The sequence below is a fragment of the Pseudomonas sp. 05L36 genome (assembly GCF_056398125.1).
In genome coordinates this window covers 272481-285448 of sequence record NZ_JBFTOU010000002.1, presented here as the reverse complement: position 1 = coordinate 285448, position 12968 = coordinate 272481, and the positions used below count along the sequence as shown (strand labels likewise).

The 12968-nt window shown below is 59.7% G+C and carries 11 protein-coding genes and 1 pseudogene; 3 read left to right on the top strand and 9 right to left on the bottom strand.

All coding sequences use genetic code 11. The annotated features are described in order from the left end of the window. Positions 1-29: 29 nt before the first annotated feature. The 4 genes and pseudogenes from ilvD to AC1DKH_RS03110 form a co-directional block, all read right to left on the bottom strand. Positions 30-1871 carry a dihydroxy-acid dehydratase gene (gene ilvD / locus AC1DKH_RS03125; protein ID WP_477797382.1) on the bottom strand — a complete coding sequence of 614 codons (1842 nt, stop codon included), beginning with the start codon at positions 1869-1871 and terminating at the stop codon, positions 30-32. Between the two features lie 354 nt (positions 1872-2225). Next, on the bottom strand, positions 2226-2684 hold the full coding sequence (locus AC1DKH_RS03120) for an REP-associated tyrosine transposase (RefSeq protein ID WP_477797381.1): 459 nt from the start codon (positions 2682-2684) through the stop codon (positions 2226-2228). Between the two features lie 193 nt (positions 2685-2877). Then, a pseudogene (locus tag AC1DKH_RS03115) lies at positions 2878-4067 on the bottom strand (MFS transporter). 161 nt (positions 4068-4228) lie between these two features. Beyond that, positions 4229-5425, bottom strand: a complete 1197-nt coding sequence (locus tag AC1DKH_RS03110) for a class I SAM-dependent rRNA methyltransferase (protein ID WP_046039197.1) — start codon at positions 5423-5425, stop codon at positions 4229-4231. A 153-nt stretch (positions 5426-5578) separates the two neighbouring features. On the opposite strand from AC1DKH_RS03110, the gene AC1DKH_RS03105 reads away from it, so the two are divergent. Both AC1DKH_RS03105 and mutM read left to right on the top strand, forming a co-directional pair. Then, entirely contained in the window at positions 5579-6448 is an 870-nt protein-coding gene (locus AC1DKH_RS03105; RefSeq protein ID WP_477797380.1) for an HDOD domain-containing protein, read from the top strand. A 42-nt stretch (positions 6449-6490) separates the two neighbouring features. Then, entirely contained in the window at positions 6491-7303 is an 813-nt protein-coding gene (gene mutM / locus AC1DKH_RS03100) for a bifunctional DNA-formamidopyrimidine glycosylase/DNA-(apurinic or apyrimidinic site) lyase (RefSeq protein ID WP_007995486.1), read from the top strand. A 99-nt stretch (positions 7304-7402) separates the two neighbouring features. Here the strand turns inward: mutM and AC1DKH_RS03095 are convergent, their stop codons facing one another. From AC1DKH_RS03095 to AC1DKH_RS03075, 5 genes are all read right to left on the bottom strand, one after another. Further along, positions 7403-7654 (bottom strand): YfhL family 4Fe-4S dicluster ferredoxin, encoded by a 252-nt coding sequence (locus tag AC1DKH_RS03095; RefSeq protein WP_003195146.1) that lies wholly within the window; start codon positions 7652-7654, stop codon positions 7403-7405. Between the two features lie 219 nt (positions 7655-7873). After that, positions 7874-8353 carry a pantetheine-phosphate adenylyltransferase gene (gene coaD / locus AC1DKH_RS03090; protein ID WP_046039203.1) on the bottom strand — a complete coding sequence of 160 codons (480 nt, stop codon included), beginning with the start codon at positions 8351-8353 and terminating at the stop codon, positions 7874-7876. A 115-nt stretch (positions 8354-8468) separates the two neighbouring features. After that, on the bottom strand, positions 8469-10064 hold the full coding sequence (locus AC1DKH_RS03085; RefSeq protein ID WP_477797379.1) for a GMC family oxidoreductase: 1596 nt from the start codon (positions 10062-10064) through the stop codon (positions 8469-8471). Between the two features lie 78 nt (positions 10065-10142). Next, entirely contained in the window at positions 10143-10688 is a 546-nt protein-coding gene (locus AC1DKH_RS03080) for a twin-arginine translocation pathway signal protein (RefSeq protein WP_477797378.1), read from the bottom strand. Between the two features lie 28 nt (positions 10689-10716). Further along, on the bottom strand, positions 10717-12147 hold the full coding sequence (locus AC1DKH_RS03075) for a coniferyl aldehyde dehydrogenase (protein WP_477753571.1): 1431 nt from the start codon (positions 12145-12147) through the stop codon (positions 10717-10719). Between the two features lie 145 nt (positions 12148-12292). Here AC1DKH_RS03075 and AC1DKH_RS03070 point away from each other — a divergent pair, with 145 nt between their 5' ends. After that, entirely contained in the window at positions 12293-12964 is a 672-nt protein-coding gene (locus tag AC1DKH_RS03070) for a TetR/AcrR family transcriptional regulator (RefSeq protein WP_223546881.1), read from the top strand. The last annotated feature ends 4 nt before the right edge of the window (positions 12965-12968 follow it).

Here is a 12968-nt window from a genome sequence, read left to right as displayed (position 1 = left end):
CGGGGCATTTTTATTCAGGCAACTGACGCTTACAGCCCGTCAAGCATCGCCTTGTTACGCACAGCACCCTTGTCGGCACTGGTGGCCAGCAGGGCGTAGGCTTTCAGCGCGGTGGTCACTTTACGTGGACGCACTTCAACCGGTTTCCAGCCCTTCTTGTCCTGCTCGACCCGGCGTGCAGCCAACTCGGAGTCGCTGACCAACAGGTTGATCGAGCGGTTCGGAATGTCGATCAGCACCTTGTCGCCGTCCTGCACCAGGCCGATTGCGCCGCCGGCAGCTGCTTCAGGCGAAGCATGTCCGATGGACAGGCCCGAGGTACCGCCGGAGAAACGGCCGTCGGTGAGCAGGGCGCAGGCTTTGCCCAGGCCTTTGGATTTCAGGTACGAAGTCGGGTAGAGCATTTCCTGCATGCCCGGGCCGCCTTTCGGGCCTTCGTAGCGAATGATGACGATGTCGCCTTCCTTCACTTCGTCCGCGAGGATGCCGCGCACGGCGCTGTCCTGGCTTTCGAAGATCTTGGCGTTGCCTTCGAACACGTGGATCGACTCGTCGACGCCGGCGGTTTTCACCACGCAGCCGTCCAGGGCGATGTTGCCGTAGAGCACGGCCAGGCCGCCTTCTTGCGAGTACGCGTGCTCGACACTGCGGATGCAGCCGTTTTCACGGTCGTCGTCCAGGGTTTCCCAGCGGGTCGACTGGCTGAACGCGGTTTGCGTCGGGATGCCCGCAGGACCGGCCTTGAAGAAGTGGTGCACGGCTTCGTCGGTGGTCTGGGTGATGTCCCACTTGGCGATGGCTTCTTCCATGCTGCGGCTGTGCACGGTCGGCAGCTGGGTGTGCAGCAAACCACCACGGGCCAGCGAACCGAGGATGCTGAAGATCCCGCCGGCACGGTGCACGTCTTCCATGTGGTACTTCTGGATGTTTGGCGCGACCTTGCACAGTTGCGGTACGTGACGGGACAGGCGGTCGATGTCGCGCAGGTCGAAATCGATCTCGGCTTCCTGGGCAGCGGCCAGCAAGTGCAGGATGGTGTTGGTGGAACCGCCCATGGCGATGTCCAGGGTCATGGCGTTTTCGAACGCCTGGAAGTTGGCGATGTTGCGCGGCAACACCGACTCGTCGTTCTCGCCGTAGTAACGCTTGCACAGCTCGACGATGGTGCGGCCGGCCTGCAGGAACAGCTGTTCGCGGTCACTGTGGGTGGCCAGGGTCGAACCGTTGCCCGGCAATGCCAGGCCCAGTGCTTCGACCAGGCAGTTCATCGAGTTGGCGGTGAACATGCCAGAGCACGAACCGCAGGTTGGGCAGGCGCTGCGCTCGTACTCGGCGACTTTCTCGTCAGAAGCGCTGGAGTCGGCGGCTATCACCATGGCGTCGACCAGGTCGAGGCCGTGGGAAGCGAGTTTGGTCTTGCCGGCTTCCATCGGGCCGCCGGAGACAAAGATCACCGGGATGTTCAGGCGCAGGGCGGCCATCAGCATGCCAGGGGTGATCTTGTCGCAGTTGGAGATGCAGACGATGGCGTCGGCGCAGTGGGCGTTGACCATGTACTCGACGGAGTCGGCGATGATCTCGCGGCTCGGCAGCGAATAGAGCATGCCGTCGTGGCCCATGGCGATGCCGTCATCGACAGCGATGGTGTTGAATTCCTTTGCCACGCCGCCAGCGCGTTCGATCTCGCGGGCGACCAGTTGGCCCAGGTCCTTGAGGTGCACGTGGCCCGGTACGAACTGGGTGAACGAGTTGGCAATGGCGATGATCGGCTTCTTGAAGTCGTCATCTTTCATCCCCGTGGCGCGCCACAGTGCGCGGGCACCGGCCATGTTGCGGCCGTGGGTGGATGTTTTCGAGCGGTAATCAGGCATGAAGCACTCCGGGCGGCTAATCAGGTATCAAAAGGGAAGTGAGCTTCTATTGACGTCTGGAACACTCAGAAATGGCCGTGTGTCCGGAAGTTGCCGATAACTTTGCGGGATCGCCGCGCGCTTCAGCTTGAGCTCATAAACCCGCCGGGGATGACTGGCGATGAATGTTCGCGATTCTACACGGCTGGCGGCTGGAGGGAATGGCTGCAAGCATTCACGAGACGTGTGGAAAGACGCAATCCTGTAGGAGCGAGCCTGCTCGCGATGAGCCTGAGAACGCCGCGGGGTGTCAGGATGCCAGCGTTATCGTTGACGACCATCGCGAGCGAGCTCGCTCCTACGGTGGGCTTCGTTTCAGAGCCAGATGGCGTCCCATAGCGGATATTTGCCGATATGGTCGACTAGCCCTGCTCGCAATGGGTTGGCAACGATGTATCGGGCCATCGCTTTCAGATCGTCCTCGCGACGCAACGCCCGGTCAAAATAACCTTTTTGCCATAGCGTCTCGTGACAGCCTCTCGCTTTGTTGATAGCGCGGGCGCTTCGAGATTTTGTGGCTTGCATCAGTTTCGGCAAATCACCGCTATGCAACTCGACCAGCCAGTGAAAGTGATCTGGCATGATCACCCAGGCAATAGAGGAGGCTTGGCCGTCCTCAGTTGCCTTCCTGAATTCGCTTACCACCCTACGCCCCATATGCCAGTCCTTGAAGACGGGTTGTCGCTGGTGGGTGACAGCTGTGAGCAAATAAATCCGGCCGTTTTCCGAGTAGCGGCCGGTGCGTAAGTGATGGGCATGGGGTTCGTTGGACATTCCTTGGTCCTCTTCTGCGATTGGAAGAGAGACGGTAGGTGAGGAAGGGGAGATAGGTGGTTCGACAGTAGTTCCAGATGTGTCTTATGTCTGTAGGAGCGAGCTTGCTCGCGATGAACCTACAGACAAAGCTGGCTACCAGAGGCGCTGCGTCATTGTTGACGTTCTTCGCGAGCGAGCTCGCCCCTGCAAGTCAGCGCCCGATCCTGGTGTTCGTCAGCAATCCCCAAAGACTGAACACGATGAAGCTGACAGCAATGGTCATCAGCAAATTGTCCCCGGTTTGTGCGAGGGCGGCGCTGCTGACGGCGGCGGTAATGAACATGATGCTGTTGCCTGCGGATGCTGCCGTCCCTGCGCTGTTTGAGAACAGCAACATGGCTGCGGAAATGGCGGCAGGCCGTACCAGGGTTACCGCCAGAGCACTGATCAGCATCGGTATGAGCAGGGTAATGGTTGTCATCGCCTCATAATGGATGATTAACATCAACAACAGGCCGGCGGCACCCAGTAATCCGAGGCCAATGTTGATTTACACAGAGAAGGAGATATGTTTCTGCACGGTGGTAGCAACGACTCCACCCAGGAAATAGGCGACCCCGTACACCATAAGTACCCACGCGTACTGGTACTCGGACAGTTTTAACTCATCCATGAAAATCAGCGGTGTCACGCTGATCAACGCGAAATAGCAAGCGAACACTAACGCGGCTATCCACCAATAGCGGATGAAGTCTCGATTTCCAGCGATGGATTTCAGCGTGCGGATGACTGAAACGGGGGGGGGGGCTGGGAGGGCTGCCTTGGAAGGCAGTATCAGTTGGATCAGCATGCCGAGCGCCATGAGCGCAAAACCGTAAAAACTACCCTGCCAATCGAAAGTGGTTTGTAGCCAAGAGCCTAACAGTGGTGCCAGTGCAACAAAGGAACCACTCAGCGTCATGTAATAAATGCGCACCCGGGCCCTATCCCGTTCCTCGAACAAATCCTCCACCAGTGCATGACCCAGCACAAAAAAACCACACCCGATGGCTTGGACTGCACGAAACGCCAGGAAGCTTGGGAAGTCCGTCGCCAGCGCGCAACCTATCGAGCCGAGGGTAGAAACAACGATGCAACCAAGAAGAACTTCCTTGCGCCCCACTTATCTGAAAGCGGGCCGGTTATTAATTGAGAAAATGCAAAAACCAGCGTGAACAGGCTGATGGAAAGGGCGATGTCAGCGGTTGAACTGTCGAACTTCGAGGCCAAGGCAGGAAAAGAAGGCAGGAGGATGTTCAGCGGGAAAAAACTGATTAGCGAGATATTGGTAATCAGGATAAAGCGGGAGACTCGTTGGCGTTTCAGCCCAGCGCTTACAGGGTGGCAGGAGAACTCAGAGATTGTTTTTGTTTTCCGGAGTGATCAAGTGTTCATGCTTGAAACCAGAAACCGATACTAGTCTGGGACGCAGGGAGTTCAATCAAAAGCGCTGTAGGAGGCTTCCTGTTTTGATGCCGGGAACCTCTGTAGGAGCGAGCTCGCTCCTACAGTGGTTTGCGGTTTTAGCTGTTAGGCAACAACCGGCAAGTAATGCTCTTGATGTAGCGGGTTTCCGCAATGGCCGGATGCACCGGATGATCCGGACCCTGACCGCCACGTTCCAGGATCTGGATATTGCGGTCCAGATGGCGGGCGCTGGTCAGCAGGATGTTTTGCAGGTCGTCTTCCGGCAGGTGCATCGAGCAGGATGCGCTCACCAGGATGCCGTCCTTGGTGAGCAGGCGCATGGCTTGCTCGTTCAGACGACGGTAGGCGCCTTCGCCGTTCTTCATGTCTTTCTTGCGTTTGATGAACGCCGGCGGGTCGGCCACGATCACGTCGAAGCGTTCTTCGCTGGCCTTGAGCTCTTTGAGGGCCTCGAACACGTCGCCTTCGATGCAGGTCATTTTCTCGGCGAAACCGTTCAGTGCGGCGTTGCGCTCGACACCGTCGAGGGCGAAGGCCGAAGCGTCGACGCAGAACACTTCGCTGGCGCCGAACGCGGCAGCCTGTACGCCCCAGCCGCCGATGTAGCTGTACAGGTCGAGCACGCGTTTGCCCTTGGCGTAGGGTGCCAGGCGTGCGCGGTTCATGCGGTGGTCGTAGAACCAGCCGGTTTTCTGGCCCTGGATGACCGGTGCTTCGAATTTCACGCCGTTCTCTTCGAGGGCAACCCACTCCGGCACCAGGCCGAACACGGTTTCGACGTAGCGGGTGAGGCCTTCGGCGTCACGGGCAGCGGAGTCGTTCTTGAACAGGATGCCGCTTGGCTTGAGCACTTGGGTCAGTGCCGCGATCACGTCGTCTTTATGGGCTTCCATGGTGGCCGAAGCGATCTGTACTACGAGGATGTCGCCGAAACGGTCGACCACCAGGCCCGGCAGCAGGTCGGAGTCGCCGTAGACCAGGCGATAGAACGGCTTGTCGAACAGGCGATCGCGCAGGGACAGGGCCACGTTCAGGCGGTGTACCAGCAGCGATTTATCCAGCGGCAACTTGATGTCGCGCGACAGCACACGGGCACAGATCAGGTTGTTCGGGCTCATGGCAACGATGCCCAGCGGCTTGCCGCCAGCGGCTTCGAGGATTGCCTGGTCGCCGGCCTTGAAACCGTGCAAAGGCGTAGCGGCTACATCGATTTCGTTGCTGTAGACCCACAAGTGACCGTTGCGCAGACGACGGTCGGCGTTGGCTTTGAGGCGCAGGCTAGGCAGGGACATGTCGTCGCTCCGGAAAAAAGAGCGGGAGTATAGCGTGTTGAGACCCCGGATTGGCCTGCAAGTGGACATGTGGCGAGGGTTGTCTTGCGATTTGGTATGTCGGATCCAACTTCATAAAGGTTAGAATCACCGCCTGACCCAGAGCGTGCACAAATGTCCCAAGAGCTGACTTCCGAACAGATCCAACAAGCCCTGCAGGGCATCAGTGTACCGGCCCAGCCGCAAATCATGGTGGATTTGCAGATGGAGCAGTACATGCCCGACCCGGATCTGGAAGTCATCGCCAAGCTGATTTCCCAGGACCCGGGTCTTTCCGGTTCCCTGCTGAAGATCGTCAATTCGCCGTATTACGGCTTGAGCAACAAGATTGCCTCGATCCAGCGCGCGGTAAATCTGCTGGGCAGCCGCTCGGTCATCAACCTGATCAACGCGCAGTCGATCAAGGGCGAGATGAATGACGACACCATTGTCACCCTGAACCGTTTCTGGGACACCGCTCAGGACGTGGCGATGACCTGCCTGACCCTGGCCAAGCGCATCGGCGTTGAAAATGGCGACGAAGCATATGCCCTGGGCTTGTTCCACGACTGCGGCGTACCCTTGATGCTCCAGCGTTTCCCCGACTACATGGGCGTTCTTGAGCAGGCCTATGCCAGCGCCAGTGCCGAATGCCGGGTGGTGGATACGGAGAATCAGGTGTTCAATACCAATCACTCGGTGGTCGGGTATTACACGGCCAAGTCCTGGCGTCTGCCGGAGCACGTGAGCGCGGCGATCGCCAATCACCACAATGCCCTGGCGATCTTCAGCGATGAGTCGTCGCGCAACAGTTCGCTGAAGAACCTGCTGGCGATACTGAAAATGGCCGAGCATATTTGTGCTTCTTATCGGGTACTGGGCAATCAGACCGAAGATCACGAGTGGAACAGCATCGCGGCGCTGGTGCTCGATTATGTCGGCCTCTCGGACTACGACTTCGAGACCCTCAAGCAGACGATCCGCGACCTCGGCACTCATCGCTGAGTGTCGGAACTTTCCAGGCCATGCGCCTGATCCGAGAGCACCATGCCTGAATTGCCAGAAGTCGAAACCACCCGTCGCGGCATCGCGCCGTACCTGGAAGGCCAGCGCGTCAGCCGGGTGATCGTGCGTGAACGGCGCTTGCGCTGGCCGATTCCCGAGGACCTCGATGTGCGCCTGTCCGGGCAGCGCATCGTACTGGTGGAGCGGCGCGCCAAGTACCTGCTGATCAATGCCGAAGTCGGCACCTTGATCAGCCATTTGGGCATGTCAGGCAATTTGCGTCTGGTGGAGGCCGGGCTGCCGGCGGCCAAGCATGAGCATGTGGACATCGAGCTGGAGTCGGGCCTGGCCCTGCGTTACACCGACCCGCGGCGCTTCGGCGCGATGCTCTGGAGCCTCGACCCGCTCAATCATGAATTACTGATTCGCCTGGGGCCGGAACCGCTGACTGACCTGTTCGATGGCGAACGATTGTTCCAGCAGTCCCGCGGACGTTCGATGGCGGTCAAGCCGTTCATCATGGACAACGCGGTGGTGGTGGGAGTGGGCAATATCTACGCGACCGAAGCGTTGTTCGCCGCCGGGATCGACCCGCGCCGCGAAGCCAAGAGCATTTCCCGGGCGCGTTACTTGAAGCTGGCCATCGAGATCAAGCGCATCCTGGCGGCCGCCATCGAGCGCGGCGGTACCACGCTGCGGGACTTTATCGGTGGTGACGGTCAGCCTGGTTATTTCCAGCAGGAACTGTTCGTGTACGGCCGTGGCGGTGAGCACTGCAAGGTCTGTGGCACGGGGCTGCGGGAAGTGAAACTGGGGCAGCGCGCCAGTGTCTTTTGCCCGCGTTGCCAGAGCTGATACATCAAGCAAGATCAAAAGATCGCAGCCTTCGGCAGCTCCTACTGGTTTTTGTGTACACCCGTAGGAGCTGCCGAAGGCTGCGATCTTTTAAGCTAATCAAGCCTTGCCGGTAATTTTCCGGTACTTCTCCATCAACTGTTCTTCAGTCTCCGGATGAGCTTCGTCCAGTGGAATGCAATCCACCGGGCAGACCTGCTGGCACTGCGGTTCGTCGTAGTGGCCGACGCACTGGGTGCACAGGTTCGGGTCGATCACGTAGATCTCTTCGCCTTGGGAAATGGCGGCGTTCGGGCACTCGGGTTCGCAAACGTCGCAGTTGATGCAATCGTCGGTGATGATCAGGGACATGCTAACTCCAGCCGGGGCGGCAAGCCCGGGCGCAATAAACCAATGCACACAATTGTGCCGCATTGGCGCCTGCGTTGCACGTAGGCGCGACGTACTGTAGGAGCCAGCCTGCTGGCGATGAACCCGAGAACGCCGGGGGGTGTCAGGTTTCCCGCGTTATCGTTGACGTCCATCGTCGGAACGCCGCCCGGAGCAAGCTCGCTCCCACAGTTGCCAGATTTACTTCTTGAAGCGCTCGGTCAGGGCGTCCGCCACCACAGGGTGGACGAACTTGGTGATATCGCCGCCCAGGGCTGCGATTTCACGGACCAGCGTCGAGGAAATGAACGAGTAACGCTCGGACGGGGTCAGGAACAGGCTTTCCACATCCGGCGCCAGCTGGCGGTTCATGTTGGCCAGCTGGAATTCGTATTCGAAGTCCGACACCGCGCGCAATCCACGCAGGAACACGTTGGCGTTCTTCTCTTTGGCGAAGTGCGCCAGCAGCGTCGAGAAACCGACGACTTCAACGTTCGGCAGATGTTTAGTGACCTCGCGCGCCAGTTCTACCCGTTGTTCCAGAGGAAACAGCGGGTTTTTCTTCGGGCTCGCGGCGACGGCGATGATCACGTGATCGAACAGGCGCGAGGCGCGTTCGACCAGATCGCCATGGCCCTTGGTAATAGGGTCGAAGGTACCTGGGTACAACACTCGGTTCATCGCGTCGTCCTGGCGGGAATCCGTTGGGGAGTCGGATGGTATCGCAGCCTTCCCGGTCGGCCAAGTCGCCTGTTGGGTAAGAAAGCACTATAGACGATAGAAATTATCGTTATTTTCATGGGTTTTTTAAACGTTCGGCCAGGGATGTCGCCAGTTGCGCTGTCAGTCCGTAGACCGACAGCTGCGGATTGGCGCCAATGCTGGTGGGGAACAGCGAGCCGTCGTGAATCGACAGATTGCCCAGTTGATGATGCCGGCCGAGGCTGTCGGTCACCGCGATTGTCGGGTCTTCACCCATGGCGCAACCGCCCATCACATGGGCACTGCCCAGGCGTGTGCGATACAGCTCCAGGCTCAGGTCGTCGATCAGCGTGCGCGCTTCGGCGAGGGTCTTCACGTAGCGGGCGTCGGCGTGCATCGGCATCACGGCCTTGGCGCCCCCGGCAAACTGGATCTCGGCCATGGTATGGAACGCCCGGCGCAATCCATCCCAGGCGTAAGGCGAGAGCTGATAATCCAGCACCGGTGTGTCATCGCTGCGCAATTCGACGCTGCCACCGGGGCTGTCCGGGTGAAAACCGTCCCGCAGTAACGCCAGCATGGCGTGGGTATGCGGCAGATTGGCCATGTGCTGCGAGTTTTCCTGGCCGAAACCACCGAGCAACGTCGTGGCCAGCGCCGGGTGCAGGGGTGGGACTTCCAGTTTGAAGGACATCTTGCCGGTGGTGCCGTCCTGCCATTGGAAATGGTCGGAGTAAATCGACTGCGGCGCGCCGTAGAACGGGTTGACCACTTCGTCGAACAGCGCGGCGGACATGTTCACCGGGTGCAGGAAGGTGCGTTTCCCCAGGCGTTTGTGCGGGTCGGGTGCCCCGGAGCGCATCAGCAAGGCCGGGCTGTTGATGCCGCCACCGGACAGCACGAAATGCCGCGCCTTGACCGTGATGGTGCGCCCGGTCGGTGCGACGCAGCGTTCATCCATCGTCGAACATTGCAGGCCGGTGACCTTGTCACCGCTGATCATGAGTTTTTCGGCGCGGGCCAGGTAAAGCAGCTCGCCACCTTTTTCCAGGGTCGCTGGAATGGTGGTGACCATCATCGATTGCTTGGCGTTGGTCGGGCAGCCCATGCCGCAGTAGCCGAGGTTCCAGCAGCCGCGAACGTTGCGCGGGATGACGTGCCATGAGTAATTCAGTGCTTCGCAGCCCTTGCGGATCACATCGTTGTTGGCGTTGGGGGGCACCATCCACGGCGCGACACCCAGGCGTTGCTCCATTTTCTCGAACCACGGCGCCATTTCCGCCGGGCTATGACCCTTGACGTTGTGCTCTTTGGCCCAGTGTTCCAGGGTCGGTTCCGGGGTGCGGAAACTGGAGGTCCAGTTGATCAGCGTGGTGCCGCCCACCGCCCGGCCCTGGAGGATGGTGATCGCGCCGTCTTTGCTCATGCGGCCGATGCCTTCCTGATAAAGGCTGCTGTAGGCCTGGTCTTCGAGCAGCTTGAAGTCGCTGCTGGTCTTGAGTGGGCCTTCTTCGATCAGCAGCACTTTGTAGCCGGCCGCGCTGAGAATTTCGGCGGTGGTGCCGCCACCGGCTCCGCTGCCGATGATCGCCACGTCCGCTTCGAGTGTCAGGTCCTGGGTCAGTTGCGAGCCGTTGTAGGTTTTCCAGCCTCGGGCCATGCCTTCGCGGAACGGATCAGGTACGGGCATCTTCGGGTTCTCTTTTTATTATCGGGGTACACGGTCAAGTGTGGGAGCGAGCCTGCTCGCGATAGGGGCGACTCGATTTCAGACTGTTGGCGGCCCGGGATACCCGCAATGCGCCCACGATTCCTTGCGGCCGTACCAGGCCATCATCACCAGTTGCAGCAGGGAACTGTGGCCCATGCGCAGCAGGCTCAACGAGCTGTTTTCCCAGCGGTTCAGAAACTGCCGGGTATCATCGGCGCTGGCGTTTTCCCAGCTGCCCCAGATCCCGGTCAGCGGTCCGCGGGTCACGGCCATGCCCAGTACATCGAACAGTTGCCTGGTCAGCTTGAGCATTTCCGGTGACAAGTGAGCGAGGTTGTAATCAAGGCTTTTCAGTGTGCCCTCGACAGCCTCGGGCATCCGTTCGGCGGTCACGGCACCTTCGAGCATGACCGGTATCAACGCCCGCGAAAACAGCAGGTCGCCGCTGCGTAACGTGACGAAACCATTGGCCGGGACACTCGACGAGCAACCGCTGAGGCTGGCTCCGAGCCCGGCGGTGGCGAGGAATGCTGTGGCGCCGAGGCTGAATTTGAGCAGCCCGCGCCGTGACAGCGCGGGTGTATCGGACAGGCTGGGGTTCATTATTGTTATTACCCGACGGTGACGATCGTTAGCGGATGAACAGCTTCTGGATCAGCTTCTGGATGGTTTTGCCGTACGGTGGGTAAATCAGTTTCGCAGCGTTGAACCGCTGTTTGATCAACACGCCCTTGGCTTTGCTGAAGGTCAGGAACCCTTCATGGCCGTGGTAGTGGCCCATGCCCGAGGCACCGATGCCGCCGAACGGCATGTCGTCCTGGGCGACGTGCAGCAGGGTGTCGTTCAGGCACACGCCACCGGAATGTGTTTCGTGCAGAACGCGCTGTTGTTCGCGCTTGTCGTAGCCGAAGTAATACAGCGCCAGTGGGCGTGGGCGCTGGTTGATGTAGGCAAATGCCTGGTCCAGATCCTTGTACGGCACGATCGGCAGCAGCGGCCCGAAGATCTCGTCCTGCATCACCGTCATCTCGTCAGTGACATTGAGCAGCAGGCTATGGCTCATGCGTCGGCCCTGGCCCTGGTCGAACAGCGGCATCAGCAACGCACCCTTGCTGGTGGCATCGCTGACGTAGCCGTTTAGGCGCGCCAGTTGTCGCTCATTGATGATCGCGGTGTAGTCCGGGTTGTCGGCCAGCGTCGGATAAAACCCGCGGACGGCAGCGCGATAGGCTTCGACGAAACCTCCGACGCGATCTTCCGGCACCAGTACGTAGTCAGGGGCCACACAGGTCTGGCCGGCGTTCAAGGTTTTGCCGAAGGCGATACGCTCGGCGGCGTCCTTGAGCGGCACGTCGCGGGAAACAATGGCCGGGGACTTGCCGCCCAGTTCCAGGGTTACCGGGGTCAGGTTTTCCGCGGCGGCGCGCATGACGTGTTTGCCGATGCTGGTGGCGCCGGTGAACAGCAGGTGATTGAACGGCAGGCGTGAAAACGCCACGCCCATATCAGCCTCACCCAGGACCACGCAAACCAGGTCTTCGGGGAAGATTCGCGCCAGCAGTTGCTTCATCAGCAGGCCGGTCGCGGGGGTCGACTCACTGAGCTTGAGCATCACCCGATTGCCCGCCGACAGCGCGCCGACCAGCGGGCCGATGGCCAGGTACAGCGGGTAGTTCCACGGCACGATGACCCCGACCACGCCCAGCGGTTGGTAAACGACTTTGGCCGAAGCCGGCTGGAAGGCGGCACCGACCTTGCGCCGCGACGCTTTCATCCAGCCTTTGAGGTGTTTGCTGGCGTAATGGATGCCGTGCAGGCTGGGCATCAGTTCGGCGAGCAGGGTTTCATCGGCGCTGCGATGGCTGAAGTCCTGGCTGATCGCATCGATCAGGGCCTGGCGTTCCTTGTTCAACAAATCCTTCAGCGCCTTGAGCCATTGTTGGCGCTGCGCGGCGGGTGGCATCGGGTTGGCGGCGTAGGCGGCACGCTGGGCGTCGAACAGGGCCTGAAGCTCTTCCAGCGGCTGCTGTAGTTTCTGCAGGTAGGAAATTTCAGCAGTCATGGTCGGCTCCGGATTTATTGTAATGAGGCATTTTTTAGAGTCTATGCTCTAAAAAGTTAAATGACATCCTGAAACAGCTTTGTTTTATCCGCTCGCGGATAGATCTAAGATGCCCGTCAACGCACTCTGAATTAAAGCTCAAGCCATGGCCCCACGGATCAAAACCAGCGAGCGCATCGTGCAGAACAGCCTGGAGCTGTTCAATCAACAGGGCGAGCGCAGCATCAGTACCAACCACATTGCTGCCCACATGGAAATTTCCCCGGGCAACCTGTACTACCACTTCCCTAACAAGCAGGCGATCATCGCTGTGCTGTTCAGCGAGTACGAAAGCCTGGTGGACAGCTTCCTGCGCCCGCCCCAGGGCCGTGCTGCCACGGTGGAAGACAAACGCTTCTATCTCAAGGAGCTGCTGGCGGCGATGTGGCGTTACCGGTTTCTGCATCGCGATCTCGAACATTTGCTCGACAGCGATCCGGACCTGGCCGACCGCTATCGACGCTTCTCCCAGCGCTGCCTGATCCAGGGTTCGGCGATCTACGAAGGTTTTGTCGCCGCCGGCATCCTGAAGATGGACAAGGTGCAGATCGAATCCCTGACCCTCAATGCCTGGATCATCCTCACGTCCTGGGTGCGCTTCCTGTGCACCACGCGGGAGAATTCCAGCCACCTCAGCGAGCAGGCCATTAAACGCGGGGTGTATCAGGTGCTGGTGCTGGAGGCCGGGTTCGTCACGGATGAGGCCCGCGATGCGGTCAATGCCTTGTTCGAAGAGTTTTACGTGCCCCTGGCCCAGGCGCTTGAGGAAGTGTCGTAGGATC